Here is a 19,950-nt window from a genome sequence, read left to right as displayed (position 1 = left end):
GCGAACCGGATCAGACGAGGGGGACACACGGTGGACGAGCCGTTCGCTGAGTACCGTGAGGTCGGCGCGGCCGACCCATTACGACAGGGCGACGTCCTGGAAGCTGTAGAGCCAGGAGCGACGATGTGGCAGCAACACCTCCTCGTCATGACAGCCGACTGCGACTTCGCCCACGCCAAGCATCAGGGCCGCGTCACCTGCGTCCCGCTCCTCGCGGCGGAGGAGTATCTCTCAGAAATGCAGATCCCCAAGATCCGTGCGCGACTCGCCAGGTCGCAGGTAAGCGAGATACGTCAGATTCTCTCGAAGTACCCGGCTCCCACAATCAGCGACTGCCGACTTCGGGAATGGGCGAGTGAAGAGGAACCCTCCGACATCGTCAAGATGCTCGAGTTGCAGCAGGCGGACGCACAGAGGGCAATGGCCGCTTTCGAAGCCATCCGCACGATGGATACGCCGACGGACAACCTTGAGGAGGGCATCCGCCTCTTAGTGGAGGCGCAACTCAGCGCTCCCAACCCCCCAAAACGGCAGAACGCGGTGAAGCGGGTCATGGACAAGCTGCGAGAGCCCTACGCACAGCCACCAGGTGACGCGCTTTTCCTGACGGCCATAAGCCCCGGGCAGGACGAGGGTTACTTCGCCTATCTCCGCCACATCGAGCAGATCTGGGAGCCCGATATCTCGCTGGGGCCGTCGCACCGCGAAGTCACATACCGCCGAATCTCACGTATGCGAGATCGGTTCACACATGCCCTCGTGCAGAGATTCGCGATGGTCTTCATGTCGATTGGGCTTCCTCACCAGTACGAAGAACATCGCGACCTGCACGCAGACCTCCTGGGGGGAAAGTACGCATGAAGCCATTAGTAACGACAGTCCGTGCGCTGAGTGAGCTTGCAACCGGGCTGTCCCCTGATGCCGTCTCGTCGTCAGCGGTGCTCTACAAATACGGCACAGAGGAAGTGGACTGCCTGCTCGCCGCGAACGATGACCAAGGAGTCCAGCGCATCGTTGTCATGCGCGAACAGAACGCAAAGGAGCCCTTCGTTCCGGAGCATCTCGTCAGTCTTCGGAGAGACGTTTTGAGTCGGATGAAGAGCTTCGCTGAGCGGGCTAGAACTCCAGGACCTCTCAATCTTCCGCGACAGTGGCACCAATACAAGTTCAATAATTACATCGCCTTCCGGGCTACGTCGAAGATCGACTCTCTTTCGAGCCGATGGATCACGGAAGTAACCTCCGGGGATCGCGCCGACATCATCTTTTGGACGACCACCACGTCGGACAACAAATCAACGCTCGAAGAGTTCGACTCCAGGCGACCCGCGGCGCCCGATCTGGACGCCGTCTGGCTACAGGCCGTCGCAGCCGCCCAGGATCACTTCGCGCAGCTGCGCTCCCAGCCTGCGGATGTCGAGATGAGCCTTCCCGCACTCGAACAGTCGACGACCAAGGGCTGGACCTACGAGCAATGGTTGGGGGCCATTAGCAAGGAGCAGCGTGCCTTCATCGACGCGGACACGGACAAGTCGATTCGACTCCGTGGCCCTGCAGGATCTGGCAAGACACTCGCCCTAACACTCAAGGCAATCCGGGAGGTCCTGAAAGCCCGCCAGGCCGGAGGAGACTTACGCGTTCTCGTCGTGACCCACAGCTGGGCACTGGCTGCCCAGATCTCGGACTCCATCGACTCGATGGGCCTCGATCTGCTGCCCGAGATCGATGTCTTCCCCCTTCTCGAAATCGCGAAGACGATCTCCCCCCAGTACGTCCAGGACGTGTCCTCCGGGTTCAGCTTGATCGGAGAGGACAGTCTCAGCGGAAAACAGGCTCAATTGGACATGATCCAGGAGGTACTGGACGAGTTCATCACCGGAGACTGGATCACCTACAAGGGGCGCGTCAGCGAAAGTCTGCGCATGAGATTCGGCTCGGCAGACGACGAACGGCGCGCGCTCGCCTGGGATCTACTAATCGAATTCGGATCCGTCATCGGGGCTGCAGCTATCTTCCCCGGGGCAGGATCCGACTTGCGGTACTTCCAACTACCACGTGCGTCCTGGATGCTACCCCTCAACTCCCGGGAAGATTCGCGTGTCGTCTTCGAGCTGTACACGCGCTACTGGGCGAGCCTCGACGAGCGCGCACTCACCACATCGGATCAGGTACTCGCGGACTTCCTGATCCATCTTTCGACGAACACCTGGAACCGCGCACGTCGAGTGCACGGCTATGACCTGGTATTCGTGGACGAGTTTCATCTGTTCAGCCCGTTGGAGCGACAGGTGCTCCACTACCTCACACGTGACACATCGGTCTACCCCCGTGTCTTCATGGCCGTGGATCCTCGGCAGTCACCGTCCGAGGCTTTCATCGGTTTGGCAGCGGACGAAACCAGATCGTCAAGTGGAGCGCCAGCGGACGACGGCCTCGGCGATGTCACGAACTTCGAGCTTACGACCGTTCACAGATTCACACCGCAGATCCTCGAACTCATCAAGCACGTCCACCATGAATTCCCGACCCTCAATCTCGGGCAGGACTGGGACATCGACTTCACCCGGGTGGAGTCGGCACAGGCGGACGGCTCCCTGCCACGCCTGATCTCAGCAGCGTCCCGTGCGGGCGAGGAGGGTGACATCATCCGCGCGGTGCAGGACCTGTACTCGTCGGGCCGGCTGGCACTCGCGGTGGTCGACTTCCGCCAATGGCCGAGATTCAGCAGGCTCGCATCCCAGATCGGGCACTCCGGTAAGTTCCACGTGTCCACCGTCTCCGGCCGGTCCGACATCGAAGGTCTGGGCTATCGACGCCGAGGGCTCGTGGTCGGGACAGCGGAGTACTTGGCCGGGCTGCAGTTCGACACGGTACTCGTAGCTGGCATACCGGACCTGAACACCTCCGTTCCGACCGCTAACGAACGCATCCGGTATCTGTCGCTCCTTTACCTCGCGCTCAGCCGCGCGCATAGAGAGGTGCGCGTCTTTGTCAACGAAGACGATGACGGCGGGGCACCCGAGGTCCTTCTCCGGGCGGTCAACAACCAACTGATGGAGTCGACTCAGGGAAGTCGCATCTAGCCCGCCGACACAGCCCCAACTCCGCACCTACGGGCCGCTATCCATGCCGAGTCTGCGCCGGAGTCCATGAGAAGCACAGTTCGCTATGACCGCGCCTAGTACTCCAGTGCGGTTTCGTGATCTGGGTGCTTCAGTCGTGTCTGGAGCAGCGGTCGTAGAGGCTCAAGGACACGCGTTCATGGTCCGTGGAAGCATGACCCGCATGGCTGCTTATGTCATCTCCGAGGTAGAGATTCTGAACCAGACACTTGCGAACGAATACAAAATGTTGGCCGAAGCTTCGATCCATCGACACGGAGGCCGCTACGTTGTGCGTGGGGTGCAACCGGACCCTGTTGAAGGGGCGTGGTCTCCCAGGCGCCGCCTTGTGATCGTCGAGTTCCCTGACATGGACCGGGCCAGGAAATGGTATGAATCACCCGAGTATGCAGAGGCACTGAGTCTGCGTCAGGCGGCACTCGACCGGCGGCTCCTTTTCGTTGAGGACCTGCCTGAGTAGAGGTGCAGTCTGATTTTGCGATCTTGCTCGGACCCGGCTGGGAACAGGTACGGCCACCGCGTGATCATCGGAGGTTGTGTGGACTCCTGAAGATCGTGCGGTGGCCGCAGGCCATAGCGTAGACCCTGCCCGCTGGCGGGCGATGTTCGACCAGGTCATGGCCCGGATCGCGGGCAGATTCGGGCGAGTTGAGCCCCGGGCTGCGGCCCGCGCCTACCTGCTCGGACTGCTGTCGCGCGTCGAACGGAAGAACTGCTGGCAGCTGGCCGAACAGGCGGGCCATGTCCGGCCGGGGCCGATGCAACGCCTGCTGCGCTACGCCCGCTGGGACGCCGATGCGGTCCGTGATGACCTGCGTGCCTACGCCGCCGAACACCTCGGCGCTGAGGTTTCCCCGCTGTGCGGGTGTGGCTGATTAGCTGGTCAGGGCGGGTTGACGTGGTTTCAGGTTCACTGGTTCGGCCGCTGCCTGGTCGGCGTAGTGCTTCTCCTCGAACTCGATCGGGCTGAGGTAGCCGAGCCGTTGCTGGATGCGGCGGGGGTTGTAGAAGCCGTCGATGTATTCGAAGAGGGCGAGGTTCGCCTCGGCCCTGGTGGCGAAGACGCGGCCGCGGACGCACTCGGTTTTGATCAGTATCCACAGGTTCTCCGCCAGGGCGTTGTCGAACGAGTCGCCGACCGAGCCCATGGACGCCTGGACCCCTGCTCTGACCAGGCGTGTCGTGAGCCTGATGGAGGTGTATTGCGTGCCGTGGTCGGCATGGTGGATGAGCTCGCCGGGGGTGACCTCGCGGCTGGTGAGGGCATACTCCAGGGATGACAGGACGAGGTCGGCGTCCGCGCGGGCGGAGGTCTCCCAGGCCACGACCCTGCGGGAGAATGCGTCCCGGATGGCCGACAGCCACAGTGGCCCCTCTCTGGTGGGGATCATGGTCAGGTCGGTGACCCACAATCGGTTCGGCGCGGGCGCGGTGAAGTCGCGTTGCACCAGGTCAGGCGAGATCGTCGTCCGGGTCACGGCGGGTGAAGCCCTTGCCCTGGCGGGGGCTGATCCCGGCCAGGCCAGCCTGGCGCATGAGCCGTTCGACTCGTTTCCTGCCGACGTGGATGCCCTCGCGCCTGAGGACGGCGTGCACGCGGGGTGAGCCGTAGATGCCGCCGGAGTCCTGGTGGACCTGGCGGATCCTGCTCGTCAGGTCGGCGTCCTGGCGGCGCCGTTCGCACGGCTCCTTCTCAGCGTGTCGCCAGCGGTAGTAGGTGGAGGAGGGGATGTTCAGTTCCCGGAGTACGGGCTCGACCCCCAGGTGCGGGTGCTCGTCGATGAGCGAGGTCACCTGGGCCGGGTCGGGTCGAGCTGGGCCGCGAAAAAAGCCGAGGCCGTCCGCAGGACCTCGTTCGCCCGCTTGAGCTGGGCGTTCTCCTTGCGCAAGGCCACCAGCTCCTCGCGCTCGGCGGTGGTGAGCAGGTCGTCCCGCTCGCCGGCGTCGGCCTCGGCCTGCCGGATCCAGGTGCGCAGGGCCTCATGATGCACCCCGAGTTCCTCGGCCATGCGGCGGATGACGGGCTTCGGCTCGGCGGCGCGGTACATGCGGACCGCGCGGTCACGCAACTCCAGCGGGTATTTCCTCGGGGCAGGCATCGTCTGGTCTCCTCTCGTGAGACCCATCTGACCTGCTGTCACCTCACACCGCATCTCGGGGGAACCTCACCGACGACGAACCACCCACGAACCCGCTGGATAGATCACGAAACCAGACTGGAGTACTAGGCGACGGGCTAGCGTATCCAGCCAACTGCGGCCAATGGGTCACATGGCAGCACAGGCTCGCGGGCACGGGGGTCGCTTGCCCGATCGGTGTCGCGGGGTTCCCCGAGGAGTGGACTGCGCGGGTCCGGGAGGTCAGGCACTACGGCTGGATCTCCCGGTGCCACCGGCTTAGCTCCCTGCACTACGTCCCGTAGGTAGCCTCACCGGCGCACGTCGAGAACAACGTATAAGCCATGCTCACCTCTTCGACGTGATGCGCCCACCGCTGCATCCTCGGCGTGTGCTCGTCTCTGGCGTCCTCGGGATGGGCGAGAAGGGATGCTACGGCTTCAGAAGCGCGGTCCAGGCAGTTGTGAACCGCTGCCGCCGCGTTGATGACTTGAGGTTGGGCACATGGCCACACGTCCTCCTGGTGGCTGAGCCAGACAGCTCTGATCGCTTTGGCGAAGGTTTCCTGCGTGACGTGTTGGCCATCTCGTAGCGCTTGTACCGCTTCATCCAGAGCCTGGATTGCCGCGCTGACCTTGCTCCTGAACGCGGCATAGCTCTCCAGCCGCCTCTCCTCATGCCTGTGGCCCCTCTCCTCCACAGCCGTTTGAACGACCGTTTCACGCGCCGAGCGTCCTGCCAGTACGGCACCGATAGCCGCTCCAGCAGCGCTTGAGAAGCCAGCAACAGCAGCGGCCCATACCGCCGCAGCCCCCTGATCCATGAGGAGCGATTTTGCCGCATCCATGCCATGCGGTCATCCCCGTAGCTACCTGATCCGCTACCTCACCAGGTCCGCGCCATGCCCGATCGGATCGGCTGTGAGCTATTCGGTTGCACTTCAGACAGCAGGCCCCTGACAAGGTCAGGGGCCTGCTGTACTGGTGCTGCGTGTGTTAGGCGGCCACCAGCTCACGCGCTCGCTCGTTGAAGTCCGCGACCAGGCGGTGCCTGCCGAACGGCTTCATGCGCTTCTGCAAGTCCTGGACCGCCTCGACCGCTCGGGACGACTTGACCTGCTGCGTGAGAGAGATCGTCCGTACTCCCGCAGCGTGCGCCGCTTCCAGGTCCATGCCCTGGAGATGCGAGGCAGCCAGCGCCGCCTGGGACATGGCCCCCCGGCGGGCACGCTTCTGCTTGCGGGCGTGGTCGATTGACCTGCGGGCGTGTTCCTTGGCGTTCTCCGGCTCACCAAGATCACGGAAAGTGTTGGCGTGCTCCCCATGCAGGTACGCCGGGTCGATGAACGCGGCCCACTCCTGTTCCTCTTCGGGGCGCACGCTCTCGTACGAGGTCTCCGACTTCGCGACCGCCGAGACTGCCGCACGCTTGTCACCGAGCTTGGCGCAAGCGCGAGCCTCAAGCGCCCAGAGATCGGCCAGGCATGCAGGGGATGCCGACTTGGTGAGTCCCGCGCGGCCCGACTGGGCGAGCCTTCGGCCCTCCTCGGGATGCCCGAGAAGCGTGGCCTGATCCGCCATCCCGGCCAGCACATGCGCGCCGAGGGCCGGGTTGCGTGACTCCTCGGCAAGACGGAGCGACTGGATCAGGTAGCGCTGCGCCGCCCCGTGCTCCCCGTTGTCGTACGCCATCCAACCCAGCAGATACGTCTGCTCGGCGGCGGCCTCGCAGAGAGCACGCCGAACCCGCTCGGTGTGGGTGCGACGGAGCAGCGGGAACACATGGGCGTTCATGTACGCGGCCAAGGTGAGGCGGCCCGAACCGCCACCCTGGAAGATGTCCATCTGCTGGAAGACGCCGAACATGTTTCGAACGGCGCTGACGTCCTCCAGCCTCACCCGGGGTCCGACCTTGGGCTGCTGGTCGAGCGTGCACAACAGCCAGTCCCGGCTTGGTCCGATGCCCGCCACGGCGGCGAACGGTGCTGAGGCCAAGAACTTACGACGGTCCACGTCGGCCCTCCCCAAGTCGGCAACGGCTTCCACGGTAGCCAGGAAGGAAGGGCTGTACACAAGCCCTCTGTCCGCCGTCGCGCTGTCGCCGAGCCCCAGATCGTAGGTCGTGACTCGGTAGCCCATGGCCGCTGAGAACACATCCGCCAGGATGTCGGGTACCGGGGGTCGGGGTTGTTCGCCGGTCAGCCAGCGTCGAACGCTCGTGGCATCCGGGGCAATATGTGGCTGTCCCCATTGCTTGGCTTGAACTCTTGTTCGTCGGGCTAACTCGCCTTGGCTCATTCCGGATCGGTCCAGCCAATCGGACAGCTTTTCGTTAGGCGTTTTCATGATTCACGGCCTTCGGTCATGAACGAATGCGGAACCAACACCTTTCAACACCCCTACAGGCGCTACCCGCTGAAGTGCCACAGGGGTTGCCTAGGTGTACCCCCGCGACCGGGCGAACGGTCCGGGGGCGTGGTCAACGCTGCGAGGAGCGCCAACATGAGAGAGCGTATCGCCGGTCGGGTCGAACAGTCGTGGTTGTTCGCACATGGCTGTACCGGGCCAGAGGTGGTGAACCGATGAGCGCACGCCCCCGACTTCTCCCCTGGTCCGATCCGAGTGGCAAGCCGTGCTATCTCGTCACCGATCACCACGGTTACGTCTCGCAGGTCGCGGACGAGATGGAGGACGTACAGCTACGCACAGGAACGGAACTCCTCGCTATCGGCTTGGAGATGCTGAACGAAAAGAAGGTGAGCGCCGGGGAATTACGGTTCCTTGGAAACCGTCTCTGCGAGGCGCTGCGCGATGCCCTGCGGGTGGCCGAGAGCAGAGGCAAGCGGCTGCCCGAACCCGAGGAGTGAGGCGCGGTGCCCGGTCGGTGCGCTGTGGGCACGCCGCCGGCCGCAGAGGCTTTGGGCGGGAGCTGCCACGGGGCGAGAGAACAGGGGGCCTTACGCTGGCCCGGCGAATCGGGCGGGTCTGTGATCCTGCCCGCGTTTGCGACCGATTGGCCCCCTGTTCTTCGAGGCTCGCCCCGTGGTGGCTGTCTAAAGCCTCGGAGGCCGTCGGCCACCAGCCACAACGCACCAGCCCCGACAAGCGGATGCGCGTGTCCGCACTCCTCAAGGTGCGCTGGCAATACGGGCGGTGGGTGCCCGGCGGGACCGGCCGCCAGGCCCGCAGCCCGCCGGGGCGGCCAGTCCGCCCGGCGCGCCGCAGGCGCGCCCTTGAGTAAGTGAAGACGGTTTCCGCCACATCCATTCGGTCATCGGGCGCTGCGGTATGAAGGGCGCCGGGGCGGTCGGCTGACCGTGCGCACTGCACCGCCTTCCGGGGCCTGGGCCGGTCAGGCCAGCAGGGCTGAGAGGCGAATATTGGCTGGCCCATGGGTGCGGACGCCTGGGAATATATAGGCACCAGTGACGGCCCAACGAGGGTCAACCAACAGCCCAGAGGAGCATCGGCTGACTAGGTCAGCCAAAGCAATCGAAGTTTACCTGACGCGACGTCAGGAACAGCCAGGAGGGACACGCCCTGCGGGGTGGTCCTCCGGTCCGATTGCTCTCGCTCCCCTGGAAGGTGACACTAGGGACTGTCGTTCGGGTCATCGGACGGACCGAAGGAAGACGGCCGCGATGTGGAGCTGGGGCCACTAGGTCCGCGCGAGGCCGGTGAGCAGCAGGTCGATCATGTGGCGGGCCTGGTAGTCGGGGAAGGTGCCGACTCCGATGCACAGGTTGCCGATGGCGAGCATGAGGTCGTAGGCCCGTACGTCCGCGCGGGTGTGGCCGGCGGCGGCGGACGTCGTCAGCAACTGGTCCAGTACGGGCAGCAGGCGCTCGACGAACTCGGCGTGCAGGCTCTCGAACCCGGGCTGGTCCGAGCGCATCGCCCCGGCCAGGCCGTGCTTGGTCACCAGGAAGTCGGCGAACTGGTGGACCCACAGCCGCAGGGCCTCGTACGGGGTGTCGGCGGCGGGGGGAGTGTGCGCGGCGGCGGCGAGCGCGTCGAGCTGGTGCCGGAAGACCGCGACCACCAGGTCCGCCCGGGTGGGGAAGTGGCGGTAGATGGTGCCCATGCCGAGGCCGGACTCGGCGGCGATCTCCCGCACGGGGGCGTCCACCCCCGCGCGGACGAACACGGCCGCGGCGGCGTCCAGGAGCATCTGCTCGTTCCGGCGGACGTCGGATCGTTTGCGTCGGCCGGTGGAGGACGGCGATGTCTCGTCCGTGGGCATCAAGGACACCTCCTGCTTGCAAAGCGGAACAACGCTCCGTATTGTGGCGGTTGATGCGGAGCAACGCTCCGTTTTTCCAGTATGGCAGCCCACCGCGCCGCACGGGCACCGACGCCCGTCCAGAAAGGTCTTCACCCCATGTACGACACCACCACGGCCATCCCCGCCACCCCGACCGTCGCCGTCAGGCCGGTCGCTCTCCCCGCCCCCGGCCGGGGCCAGGACCTGCACGTACGGGTCACGGCGCCGACGGCCGGACGCGACCTGCCCGTCGTCCTCTTCTCGCACGGCGCGACCCTGACCATGGACGACTACGCGCCCCTGGCCGACTTCTGGGCCTCCCACGGGTTCGTCGTCGTGCAGCCGACCCATCTCGACGCGCTGGGCCTGCCGCCCGACGACCCGCGCACTCCGCACATCTGGCGGATCAGGACCGACGATCTGACCGGCGTCCTGGACCACCTCGGCACCATCGAAGCCGAGGTGCCGGGGCTGGCCGGACGCGGCGACCACGACCGCGTCGCGGTCGCCGGGCACTCGTGGGGCGCGCAAACCGCCAGCACACTCGTGGGCGCACGGGTCATCGACGCCGACGGCGCGCCCGGTGAGAGCATGGCCGACCCCCGCGTCAGCGCGGCCGTGCTGCTCTCTCTGCCCGGAACCGGCGGCGCCGACCTGAGCGCGCTCGCCGCCGAGCACTTCCCGTTCATGAGCCCGGACTTCACCGGGCTGAAGGCGCCGAGCCTGGTGGTCGCGGGCGACCGGGACCAGTCCCCACTGACGGTGCGCGGCCCGGACTGGTTCACCGACGGCTACCGCCTGAGCCCGGGTGCCACCGACCTGCTGACGCTGTTCGGCGCGGAACACGGACTCGGCGGCATCCAGGGCTCCCACGACACGCGGACCACCGACGAAAGCCCCGAACGCGTCGCCCTCGTCCAGCGCGCCACCCTGGCCTATCTGCGGACCGCACTGGGCCTCGACGACGCGTGGCCCACCGCCCGTCGCGCCCTGACCGCGGCCGGTGAACCGCTGGGGAGGGTCGACTCGAAGTGACCGGCCCCGACGCCTCCAGGGGCGCGTCTCGACGTCGGCGTAGGGCGCCTTCGATGGATACCTGGACCTGATCCAGGAGCCGTGGACGCATCTCAGGGAGGACGGGCTGCTCGTCCGGGCGGGCACGGAGCACGAGGACCTGTACTGCTGGAGGGCCGACGGCGACGCCGCCGACCGCCTGCCCGTGGTGGTCCGGTCCTTCGACGGCGAGGACGTCCCCTTCGACTGCCAGGCCGCAGAGGGCGTCTGCCGTGTCCTCATCGGCCCGCACCACCGGTTCACGATGGCCCGCGATTTCGACACCCACGGGAATGCCCGGCTACGGGTGGCCGGTGAACGCGGTGACCAGGCTGTGGGGTGCGTTCTGGCCGAACATGAGCTCGTAGCCTTGGGCGCCTTCGGCGGCGGCTTCGGTACTGCGGGGGAACATGGCCTGCTCGTACTCGGTGAGGGCGGCCTCGGGGGCGTCGGGGTGCGCGGCGAGGGCCGTGCCGAGTTCGGCGCCGTCGAGCATGGCCAGGTTGGCGCCTTCGCCGTTCGGGGCCGAGAGGTGGGCGGCGTCGCCGACCAGGGTCACTCCGGGCACCCGGTCCCACCGGTGCCCGATCGGCAGGGCGTTGAGGAGGCGCAGGACCGGCGCGGTGTCGCTGTCGGTGATCAGTGCGGTGAGCTCCGGCGCCCAGCCGTCGAATTCCCGCGCGATCCGCGCGGTGGCCGCGGCGGCATCGGTGACGTCGATGGTCGCGAACCAGTCCCGCGGCTTGGTGAGCGCCACATAGGTGTGCAGGGTTTCGCCCTTTTCCCGGTGGGCCTGGATTCCCTTGCCCGGTGCGAGCGCGAGCATCGACCCGCCGCCGACCGCCTTCGCGGCGGCCGGGTGCCGGGTGTCGCTGTCGAACAGCCACGTCTCGACGAACGACCGGCCGACGTACTCGGGCGTGGCGGTGGAGAGCAGCGGCCGGACCCGTGACCACGCGCCGTCCGCGCCGACCAGCAGGCTGGTGACGACGGTGCCGCCGTCGGCGAACGTCACCTCGTGGCGGCCCTCGCCGAGGGCACGGACGCCGCTGACCTTGTGGCCCCACCGGACGGTGCCGGCCGGGAGCGAGTCGAGCAGCATCTGGCGCAGTTCGCCGCGCTGCACCTCGGGGCGTCCGCCCGTGCCGTCGTCGGGTTGGTCGAACAGGACGGTGCCGTTCCGGTCGAGGATCCGCATGGCCTGGCGGCCCTCCAGGATGAGGCCGCGGAACTCGTCCAGCAGGCCGGCCGCCCGCAGGGCCAGTTGGCCGTTGTCGTCGTGGATGTCGAGCATCCCGCCCTGCGCACGTGCCGTCGGCGAGGGTTCCGCCTCGTAGACCGTGGCCGGGATGCCGTGGACGTGGAGGACGCGGGCGAGGGTGAGGCCGCCGAGTCCGGCGCCGATGATCGTGACGGGGGTGCGCATCTGAATCCTTCGGGACCGAGGCCGCCCGGACCGTCGGTGGGGTGGTCCGGCCGGGCACTCTCTGGTACGCCGTTCCAATGTTGGAACGGCGCTCCATATTGGAACGGTGCTCCAGACGTGTCAAGATGGCCGCATGGCAACGCGGACGCGCCGGTCACAGCGGCGCACAGAGGCGCTCTCCCGCGAGCGCATCGTCGAGGCCGCCGTCGAGCTGCTCGACACGGCCGGTGAGAGCGGGCTGACGTTCCGGGCGCTGACCGAGCGCCTCGCCACCGGGCCCGGGGCGGTCTATTGGCATGTGGCGAACAAGGGCGAGCTGCTCGGCGCCGCCACCGACGCCGTCGTCGCCGCCGCTCTGGCCGCCGAGCCGGCCGAGTCTGCCAGGTCCGGCGGGTCGGCCGAGTCTGCCGCGTCTGCCGGGTCCGCCGAGCCGGCCGAGTCTGCCGCACCCGCCGGGTCCGCCGCGTCCGCCGGGTCCGCGGACTCACCGCAGGACGGGATTCGCGCCGTCGCGCTCGGCCTGTTCGACGCGATCGAGGAACACCCGTGGCTCGCCACGCAGCTCGCGACGCAGCTCTCCCGCAGCCTCTGGGAGACGGTGGCGCCGCGGATCTTCGAAAGCATCGGGCGCCGGATCCGCGCGCTCGACGTGCCCGAGAGCAACTGGTTCGCGGCGACCTCGGCGTTGACGCACTACATCCTCGGCGCCGCGGGCCAGAACGCCGCCAACGCCGCGAGCGCCCGCACGCTCGGGCCCGACGTGGACCGCGCCCGGTTCCTCGATGCCGCGTCGACGGCATGGGAAGAACTCGACCCCGACGACTACCCGTTCACCCGGGCCGTCGCGGACCAGCTGCGCGGGCACGACGACCGCGAGCAGTTCCTCGCCGGGATCGATCTCATCCTCGCCGGGATCACCGCTCTCCCCCGGCCCGGTGAAGAGGCGCGCACCCCACCCGCCACCTGAGCCAGGTGAGGCTCCCGGCCGCCGGCCCCCGGCCCACGGAGGTGCACCCCCATCGCACGGAGCAGCCGAGTCCGTCGTGTGGCGCCCGCCATCCGCGCACCATGCCCGCTCGGGGTTCGGATCGCGGAGGCGGCAACTGCTGCTCGTGGACGACGATGCCGACGCCCATGTGGAACTCGAGCGCGGGCGGGGATGCTAGGTGCTCCCGCCTCGAAGGCGGACAGACTCCGATGGGGAGGAGACGCTATGCCCACCGTTCGGTACGTCCGGCAGGCAGCGCTCGGCACGACGTCACTGCTGGCCCTGGCCCTCACCGGCCTGACCGCGCATCCGGCCGGCGCCGCGGAACCGGCAGACGCCGCCGCCAATCAGACCGTCATCATCCACACCGTGAAGACTCCCAGCCTGGTCCTCGACCTGCAGGGCGGCTCGGCGAATCCTGGCACCCCCGTGATTCTGTACAACGTCCACGGCGGGGCCAACCAGAGGTGGGAGATGGTGCCCGTCCAGGGTGACTGGTTCCAGCTTCGCAACGTGGCCAGCGGCACCTGCCTGGCCAACGGCAACCACAGCGTGGCAAACGGCCATAAGCTGACCGGCTACGGCTGCAACAGCGCCTCTGAAGACCAGCTGTGGGCTCGCGTCGGAGTCGAGAACGGCGACCAGTTCCTCCTGATCAACAAGTACAGCGGCAAGTGTATGGACCAGACCACCACCGGCCAGCAGAACACGCAGGTCACCCAGTGGCGCTGTCACGGGCTCGTACACCAGCGCTGGACCGCCGATACCGTCTGACACCCCGTGAGATCAGCTGCCCCGGCCAAGACCGCCGGGGCAGCACCATGAACGGCGCTGCCCCGGCTCTCGACCGCGCGTGCCCTCGGCGGACCCCCGCCGGTACGATCGGTACAGCATGTGAACCGGTTCTCCAGGGGGCAGGCCATGTCCGAGTCGACCGTGTCCGGCCGAAGTGACTCACCCGCCGTCGCGCTGGGACCCACCGCGCTGGTCCTCGGCGTCTTCTCCGCCCTGGGTGCGTGGGTGCCCTCGTTGCTGCTCGTCACCCTGCCGTGGGCGATCCTCGCCGGAGCCCTCGCCGTCGCGCTCGGCGCGATGGGTGTCCACCACGCCCGTCGCGGCACCGGGCGGCTGTGGGCCGCCGTCGCGGGAACGGCCCTCGGCGCCATCGGATGCGCCGGGACCACCGCTCTCCTCTTCGCCCTCGGCGCCTGAGTCGACGCGCACAGCCAGAGGTTCGTCCTCGCGCCCGTCCTCCCCCGCTACCGCACCACCGGGACCTGCTCGAACTTCGGCGCCTTTCGCTTCGGCGCCTTTCGCTTTCGCCTCAGGACCTGTTGCCGGCAGGCCGGTTCATGGGCGTCGGGCCGCCCAGAGCGTCCTCTCGACGCGGACGTGGAGGTCGTCGCGTCGCAGGACGCCGTCGGGGGCGTCGCTGTCGATGAGGTGGTCGAGCGTGGCCAGGTCGTCGGCGCTCAGTGCCCCGGCCAGATGGGAACGCGCGCGTCGCAGAGTGGCCTGGGCGTAGCGGCCAGTGGCCTCCGGCAGCGGAGGGCGCAGGTCGAGGGAGAAGGGGCGCTCCGCCTCGATGGTGAATCCGGCGCGGGAGATACGAGGGCCCCAGTCGGAGCCCAGGTGCGGTAGGTGCTCGGCGCGCGCTTCGGCCATCGCGGCATGACAGCGGGCTTCGAGTCCGGGGCGCCCTCGGCCGACGTCGTCGGGCAGGAAGCGCGGAAAACCGGCCATCTCGATCACCGCCAGAAGTCCGCCGGGGCGCAGCGACCGGAAGATCTCGCGCAAACCTCGGTCGGGATCGGCCAGGTGGTGGACGGACGCCGAGGCCCATACCAGGTCCACGGTGTCCAGGGCCGGCCATGCGCCGTCCAGATCCGCCTGGACGGTGCGGATCCGGTGCTCCACGCCGCGGTCCCGGGCCTTGTCCCGCAGGTGGTCCATGAGCTCGGGGGATCGGTCGACGGCGATCACCTCGGCGTCCTCGAAGCGCTGGAGCAGGGCGAAGGTGCCGGCGCCGGTGCCGCTGCCCAGGTCGAGGATGCGGTGGGGTGGCCGGTCGGGGCTCAGTCGTGCCAGGTCGGACGTCACGTCGGACAGGAATGTGTGCAGGACTTCGGCGTCGAGGTCCAGGAGTGCGGCCATGGCCGCGTCGTCCGGTTCGGTCACGCCCTGGTTGTGGTGGTGGTCGTCGTGGCTGTGGTGGTGGTCCGTCATGCTTCGACCTTACGAGGCCGTTTCCGTTATGGCATACGCTCTTGCGTATGACGCAAGAGGACAGTGTTCTCGACGGACTGGTCCGCAAGCGCATCAGGGGGCTGCGTTCGGCGTTGGGCTGGTCGCTCGACGAACTGGCCGCCCGCTGCTATCTGAGTCCGTCCACGCTAAGCCGTATCGAGACGGGACACCGGCGGATCAGTCTTGATCAGTTGAGTGCGATAGCGCGAGCGCTGGGGACCACTCTGGATCAGCTGGTGGAGTCGGCCGACGACGGTGACGTGATCATCCGGCCGCAGCATGACGCGGCGCGCGGGCTGACCGCCTGGATGCTGAACCGGCAGCCCGGGGTCGTCGTGGCCAAGATGCGCCTGACCAAGCCGGCCCCGACGCGTGCCGATGCGCTGAGGGTCCATCCCGGCTGGGACTGGTTCACCGTCTTGTCCGGAACCGTCGTCCTCGTCCTGGGGGACCGCAGGATTTTCGTCGAGACCGGCCAGGCGGCGGAGTTCTCCACCATGGTCCCCCACGCCTTCGGGGCTCACGACGGGCCGGCCGAGGCGCTGGGCATCTTCGACCAGGAGGGGCGTCGCACCCATCTGCGGCCGCTGTCGGACGGGGAGGGAGAGCGTCCGGGGTGAGCTGGTTGGTGAGCTGGTCGAGTCTCCGTTCGTCGCGTCAGGCCGGGTCGGCGGACTGGGCGCGGGAGAGGGCCACGTCGAGGACGGCCAGGAGGGCGTCGCGGACCGAGCCCGTCTCGCGGGCGTCGAAGACGATCAGGGGGACGGGGTCGGAGATGTCCAGCGCCCACCGCACCTCGTCGAGGTCGTGCCGGACCTCCCCGTCGAAAGCGTTGACGGCCACGGCGAAGGGGATGCCCTTGTGCTCGAAGTAGTCCACCGCCGCGTAGCAGTCGTCCAGCCGGCGGGTGTCCACGATCACCAGACCGCCGAGGGCGCCTTCGACCACGTCGTCCCACATGAAGCCGAAGCGTTCCTGGCCCGGCGTGCCGAACAGGTAGAGCTTCAGCGTCGGGTCGATGGTGATGACGCCGAAGTCCATGGCGACCGTGGTGGTGGTCTTGCCGGGGGTGTGCGTGAGGTCGTCCACGCCCGCCGCGACCTCCGTGATCACCGCCTCCGTGGTCAGCGGCCGGATCTCGGAGATCGAGCCCACGGCCGTGGTCTTGCCGACCCCGAAGCCACCGGCGATGACCAGTTTGACCGGCAGCGGCGGTTGATCAGCCGCTGTCGCGGAGTGAGCCCCGTGAGTCGGGGACGGCACGGAGACCATCGATAACCCTTCGCAGTACGGAGATGTCGTGGACCGTCCCGGCGTCCGGGACGTGGACGGCCAGGTGTCCGGCGGTGCAGAGGTCCTCCGTCAGGACGCGGACCACGTTGAGGTGCAGACGCAGCCGGGCGGCCAGCTCCGCCACCGACTGGGGGCGTCGGCAGGCGGCGACGATGTCGCGGCGTTCGAAGGTGAGCGACCGCAGGGCGGACAGCCCGTCCGACGTCGCCACGATCTGGGTCTCGACCGGGAGCGGTGGCGCGGTGCCGCTCCCGGACACCCGGCCGGCGGTCAGCAGGAACGGGCGGATGGCGGGAGCGCGGCCCACGGGCTCGGGCGGCTCCGGCGGCGCAAGCGGCTCGGACCGTTCCGGGGCGTCCCGGGCGCTGTCCGCCGACTCGTACGGTTCCGCTTCGTACGGTGCCGACTCGTGCGGTGCCGACTCGTGCGGTGCCGACTCGTGCGGTGCCGACTCGTGCGGTCCTGGTTCACCGGCGACCATCTCGACCCCCTTCTGAGTGCGCCGCGTGACCCGTCAGCCGGCGGACCCGGCGGTTCTCTTCAGCTCCATGACGAGCTGGGGGGTGAGCGCGGCCCCGGCCCGGTTGGCGAAGAGGGTCATCTCGTACGCGACGTTGCCCAGCTTCGCCTCCTTGGTGGTCACCACGCCCATGACGGCACCGCAGCCGATGGACGACACCAGCACATGGCCGCCCTCCAGATCGATGATGACCTTGTTGAGGCCGCCGAGGCCGTAGTTGCCGGAAGCCCCGGCGGCCAGACTCGTGACACCGGACACGATCGCGGCCAGCCGCTCGGAGTCGGCCCGCTCGCTCAGCTGCGAGACGGCGATCAGCAGACCGTCGGAGGACACCGCGATGGCGTCGACGACACCGGCGGTCTCGGTGGCGAACCGGTCGAGCAGCCAGGTGAAGTCGGCCGCGGCGGCTCGCAGATCGGTGGATTCCCGCTCAGTGGAACCGTTCTTATCCGTCGGCGTGGTCACTTCCCGACTCCTTCCGGGGTCGCTGCTGTGTCGGTGGTACGGGTTGGGCCTGGGTGGCGGCGCTGTCCTGCTCCGCCCTGCGTACGGCGGCCTCGAACTCGTCGAGTTCGGCACGGACCGCCTTGGCGTCGACCGGCCGGCGTGCGGCCGGGATCGCCCGGTCGGCCGGTGAGGTGGTCTTGTCGAGCGTCGCGCCCCGGACGCGGCGGCGCAGCGGGCGGGAGGCGGAGGCGGCCGGGTCGTTCGCCGGATCGGCCGCCGACTCGGTGTTCGTACGGGCCGCCGCCGGGACGCGCCGGGGCAGACCGGCCTCCGTCGTCGGCGCCGCCGGACGTTCCGCCGAGACCGACACCGACGCCACACCCGCAACCGGCGCCGGTGCCGGTGCCGGTGCCGGCACGGGTGCCGGTGCCGGTGCCGGTTCCTCCAGCGGGCTCAGCGTCAGCAGCAGGGTCGCGGGAATCCAGACGCTGCCGGTGACCCCGCCGCCCGGCGTACGGCTCAGGGTGACCCGGATGCCCCAGCGCCGGGCCAGGCTTCCGACCACGAAGAGGCCGAGCACCTTGGTCGGTACGAGGTCGAGCCGTTCCCGGCGCACCAGCCGGGCGTTCTCCTCGTCGAGGCGTTCCGCGCTCATGCCGAGGCCGTGGTCGATGACCTCGATCAGCGCACCGCCGTCCGCGCTGACGTCGGTGCCGGGCCGGACGACGACCTCGACGGGGCTGTCGGACGGGGAGAACCCGACCGCGTTCTCCAGCAGTTCGGCGAGCATCAGCGTGAGGTCGCCGACGATGTCGGGAGCGACGGTGACCTCGGTCCCGGACCGCAGGGACACCCGCTGGTAGCCCTCGATCCGGCCGAGCGCCGCCCGGATGACATTGGCCAGGGTGGTCGGCCGGGCGTCCAGCTCGGTTTCCCGGATTCCGGCGAGCAGCATCAGGCTGTCGGCGTTGCGCTGGAGGCGTACGGCGATGTGGTCGATGCGGTAGAGCCGTTCCAGGACGTCGGGGGCGGTCTCCTCGCGTTCGAGGGCGTCGATCAGGCTGAGCTGGCGGGTGGTCAGATTGCTGACCCGGCGGCCGACGTTGCCGAACATCTCACCGACGTTGCGGCGGCTGAGCACCTGGCGTTCCAGCAGCGCCGCGGCGGTGACCTGCACCTGGTTGAACGCCTCGGCCAGGGCGCCGATCTCGTCGCGCACCGGGACGGGGATCGGCCGGGGCCGCAGCGGGGTGCTGTCGGTGGCCTCGGTCGGGTCGTCCTCCTCGACCTTGGCGAGTTCCTCGCCCGCCACCTCGACCACCTGGTGGGCGGCGCCGGTCAGGGCCGCCAGGGGGCGTACGACCGAGCGCCGCACCAGGATGGAGAAGCCCAGCCAGAGGGCGAAGGCGAGGAGGGCGAGGGCGAGCAGGGCCAGCGCCTTGTGCAGGGCGTCCTGGGAACGGCTCTCGGCCCGGTCGGCGATCTGGTCGATCAGTGCGCGGGTGATCTCCAGGCGGGCCTCGGCCTGCCGCGTGCCCGCGGCCATCGACGCGCGCAGCTGCCGCGGCGACTGGCCCTGGAGGGAGCTCGGGTCGATCCGGAGCTCGGCGAACCGGTCCTCGAAGCCGTTCTCCTCGGCGTTGCGCTCGATGCCCTCGAGGCGCAGGACCTGGTCGGGTTCGGCGATTCTGGCGAAACGTGCCGACTGCTCCGCGTAGACCTGGTGGGCGCCGACCGCGCGGGTGTACTCGGTGAGGGCGTTGGCGTCCCGGGTCTCGGCGGAGAACACCCCGCCCTCGAAGGCCGCGTGGGCGGCGTCGGCGCGCAGCACGGCGTCGACCAGCTCGATGACGGAGGACAGCGGGGTGCCGGAGAAGTGGTCGAGTCCGATGCCGTCGATGAGATAGCCGACGGCGGCGGCGTACGCGGGGTCGATACCGGCCGTGGACACCGAGCCCCGTTCGACCTTGTCCCGCAGCACGCTCAGGCGCTGGACGTATTGCAGGGCCCGCGCCTCGTCCTCCGGCAGATCCGCTCCGAACGCGGCACGCACGGCGGCGGCCCGCTCATCGGTGGCCCGCTGGGCCCGGCGGTAGTCGGCGGTCGAGGGGAGGGTGGCCCCGGGGCGGACCGAGTCCTGCTGGACGGAGAGCAGCAGCGCCTGCCGGTGTTCGGCCTGGAGTTCGTTGATCAGCCGGGCGACCTGGCCGCTGTCGCGCACCAGTTGGGCGGTCCGGGCGGCGTCGTGGGCCTGCCGCACCTCACCGTGTACGGCGAGGCCGAGGAGCGATCCGACGACCGCGAGCGGCACGATCACCAGGACGTTGAGCTTCCGCCGGAACGGCCAGCGGTCGAGGAGGGCACCGAGGGCGTCGGCCTTGCGACGGGCCCCCGGACGCGGCGGCGCGTCCCCGGACGGGTCCTGTTCGTGCGGTGGGTCCGCCGTGTCCACAGACACCCAGGTCCTCCTTCGA

At 68.5% G+C, this 19,950-nt stretch carries 21 protein-coding genes and 1 pseudogene; 10 read left to right on the top strand and 12 right to left on the bottom strand.

The genetic code is table 11. The features are described from left to right. Window positions 1–30 precede the first annotated feature (30 nt). The 4 genes and pseudogenes from N6H00_RS25220 to N6H00_RS25205 all read left to right on the top strand — a co-directional run. Entirely contained in the window at window positions 31–861 is an 831-nt protein-coding gene (locus N6H00_RS25220; protein WP_268974109.1) for a hypothetical protein, read from the top strand. Continuing rightward, the gene (locus tag N6H00_RS25215) at window positions 858–3,083 is read left to right on the top strand and encodes a UvrD-helicase domain-containing protein (RefSeq protein ID WP_268974108.1); all 2,226 of its coding nucleotides are present in this window, start codon (window positions 858–860) and stop codon (window positions 3,081–3,083) included. Before N6H00_RS25220 ends, N6H00_RS25215 begins: the two co-directional genes overlap by 4 nt. A 202-nt stretch (window positions 3,084–3,285) precedes the next feature. Continuing rightward, window positions 3,286–3,582, top strand: a complete 297-nt coding sequence (locus tag N6H00_RS25210) for a DUF1330 domain-containing protein (RefSeq protein ID WP_268974107.1) — start codon at window positions 3,286–3,288, stop codon at window positions 3,580–3,582. Window positions 3,583–3,739: 157 nt separating this feature from the next. Further along, a pseudogene (locus N6H00_RS25205) lies at window positions 3,740–3,964 on the top strand (transposase); the annotation flags it as partial. Window positions 3,965–3,997: 33 nt separating this feature from the next. Here the strand turns inward: N6H00_RS25205 and N6H00_RS25200 are convergent. The 5 genes from N6H00_RS25200 to N6H00_RS25180 form a co-directional block, all read right to left on the bottom strand. After that, window positions 3,998–4,600, bottom strand: a complete 603-nt coding sequence (locus N6H00_RS25200) for an IS3 family transposase (protein ID WP_268974106.1) — start codon at window positions 4,598–4,600, stop codon at window positions 3,998–4,000. After that, entirely contained in the window at window positions 4,575–4,916 is a 342-nt protein-coding gene (locus tag N6H00_RS25195; RefSeq protein WP_268974105.1) for an IS3 family transposase, read from the bottom strand. Before N6H00_RS25195 ends, N6H00_RS25200 begins: the two co-directional genes overlap by 26 nt. Further along, window positions 4,913–5,221, bottom strand: a complete 309-nt coding sequence (locus N6H00_RS25190) for a transposase (protein ID WP_268974104.1) — start codon at window positions 5,219–5,221, stop codon at window positions 4,913–4,915. Before N6H00_RS25190 ends, N6H00_RS25195 begins: the two co-directional genes overlap by 4 nt. A gap of 310 nt (window positions 5,222–5,531) precedes the next feature. Then, entirely contained in the window at window positions 5,532–6,086 is a 555-nt protein-coding gene (locus N6H00_RS25185; protein ID WP_268974103.1) for a hypothetical protein, read from the bottom strand. A 148-nt stretch (window positions 6,087–6,234) separates the two neighbouring features. Further along, window positions 6,235–7,584 (bottom strand): transcriptional regulator, encoded by a 1,350-nt coding sequence (locus N6H00_RS25180; RefSeq protein ID WP_268974102.1) that lies wholly within the window; start codon window positions 7,582–7,584, stop codon window positions 6,235–6,237. Between the two features lie 236 nt (window positions 7,585–7,820). On the opposite strand from N6H00_RS25180, the gene N6H00_RS25175 reads away from it, so the two are divergent. Continuing rightward, window positions 7,821–8,105 (top strand): hypothetical protein, encoded by a 285-nt coding sequence (locus N6H00_RS25175; RefSeq protein ID WP_268974101.1) that lies wholly within the window; start codon window positions 7,821–7,823, stop codon window positions 8,103–8,105. Between the two features lie 791 nt (window positions 8,106–8,896). Here the strand turns inward: N6H00_RS25175 and N6H00_RS25170 are convergent. Next, on the bottom strand, window positions 8,897–9,481 hold the full coding sequence (locus N6H00_RS25170; RefSeq protein WP_268974100.1) for a TetR/AcrR family transcriptional regulator: 585 nt from the start codon (window positions 9,479–9,481) through the stop codon (window positions 8,897–8,899). A 138-nt stretch (window positions 9,482–9,619) separates the two neighbouring features. On the opposite strand from N6H00_RS25170, the gene N6H00_RS25165 reads away from it, so the two are divergent. Next, entirely contained in the window at window positions 9,620–10,537 is a 918-nt protein-coding gene (locus N6H00_RS25165) for an alpha/beta hydrolase family protein (RefSeq protein ID WP_268974099.1), read from the top strand. 319 nt (window positions 10,538–10,856) lie between these two features. Here N6H00_RS25165 and N6H00_RS25160 read toward each other — a convergent pair whose 3' ends face one another. Next, window positions 10,857–11,981, bottom strand: coding sequence for an FAD-dependent oxidoreductase (locus N6H00_RS25160; protein ID WP_268974098.1), 1,125 nt, complete (start codon window positions 11,979–11,981; stop codon window positions 10,857–10,859). 133 nt (window positions 11,982–12,114) lie between these two features. Between N6H00_RS25160 and N6H00_RS25155 the strand changes: the two genes are divergently transcribed. The 3 genes from N6H00_RS25155 (at window position 12,115) to N6H00_RS25145 (ending at window position 14,181) form a co-directional block, all read left to right on the top strand. Beyond that, window positions 12,115–12,948: a TetR family transcriptional regulator gene (locus N6H00_RS25155; RefSeq protein ID WP_268974097.1), complete on the top strand. Its 834-nt coding sequence runs from the start codon at window positions 12,115–12,117 to the stop codon at window positions 12,946–12,948. 246 nt (window positions 12,949–13,194) lie between these two features. Beyond that, window positions 13,195–13,743 (top strand): RICIN domain-containing protein, encoded by a 549-nt coding sequence (locus N6H00_RS25150; protein WP_268974096.1) that lies wholly within the window; start codon window positions 13,195–13,197, stop codon window positions 13,741–13,743. Between the two features lie 147 nt (window positions 13,744–13,890). Next, window positions 13,891–14,181, top strand: coding sequence for a hypothetical protein (locus tag N6H00_RS25145; RefSeq protein ID WP_268974095.1), 291 nt, complete (start codon window positions 13,891–13,893; stop codon window positions 14,179–14,181). Between the two features lie 138 nt (window positions 14,182–14,319). On the opposite strand, the gene N6H00_RS25140 is transcribed toward N6H00_RS25145, so the two are convergent. Beyond that, window positions 14,320–15,195, bottom strand: a complete 876-nt coding sequence (locus tag N6H00_RS25140) for a class I SAM-dependent methyltransferase (RefSeq protein WP_268974094.1) — start codon at window positions 15,193–15,195, stop codon at window positions 14,320–14,322. 47 nt (window positions 15,196–15,242) lie between these two features. Here N6H00_RS25140 and N6H00_RS25135 point away from each other — a divergent pair, with 47 nt between their 5' ends. After that, window positions 15,243–15,836: an XRE family transcriptional regulator gene (locus N6H00_RS25135; protein ID WP_268974093.1), complete on the top strand. Its 594-nt coding sequence runs from the start codon at window positions 15,243–15,245 to the stop codon at window positions 15,834–15,836. Between the two features lie 37 nt (window positions 15,837–15,873). Here N6H00_RS25135 and N6H00_RS25130 read toward each other — a convergent pair whose 3' ends face one another. The 4 genes from N6H00_RS25130 to N6H00_RS25115 all read right to left on the bottom strand — a co-directional run bounded on the left by N6H00_RS25130 (window position 15,874) and on the right by N6H00_RS25115 (window position 19,934). Further along, window positions 15,874–16,488 (bottom strand): GTP-binding protein, encoded by a 615-nt coding sequence (locus tag N6H00_RS25130; protein WP_268974092.1) that lies wholly within the window; start codon window positions 16,486–16,488, stop codon window positions 15,874–15,876. Then, a complete protein-coding gene (locus tag N6H00_RS25125; RefSeq protein WP_268977101.1) occupies window positions 16,436–16,816 on the bottom strand; it encodes a DUF742 domain-containing protein in 381 nt (126 codons plus the stop codon). Before N6H00_RS25125 ends, N6H00_RS25130 begins: the two co-directional genes overlap by 53 nt. Window positions 16,817–17,023: 207 nt before the next feature. Further along, complete coding sequence (locus N6H00_RS25120) at window positions 17,024–17,494, bottom strand: roadblock/LC7 domain-containing protein (RefSeq protein ID WP_268974091.1); 471 nt, start codon at window positions 17,492–17,494, stop codon at window positions 17,024–17,026. Beyond that, on the bottom strand, window positions 17,475–19,934 hold the full coding sequence (locus N6H00_RS25115) for a sensor histidine kinase (RefSeq protein ID WP_268974090.1): 2,460 nt from the start codon (window positions 19,932–19,934) through the stop codon (window positions 17,475–17,477). The genes N6H00_RS25120 and N6H00_RS25115 overlap by 20 nt, the downstream gene beginning before the upstream one ends. Window positions 19,935–19,950: the final 16 nt, after the last annotated feature.

Source organism: Streptomyces sp. S465 (assembly GCF_026898115.1).
GTDB classification, from domain to species: domain Bacteria; phylum Actinomycetota; class Actinomycetes; order Streptomycetales; family Streptomycetaceae; genus Streptomyces; species Streptomyces luomodiensis.
The sequence above is the reverse complement of the archived record's forward strand: the minus strand, read 5'-3'. Positions and strand labels throughout refer to the sequence as shown.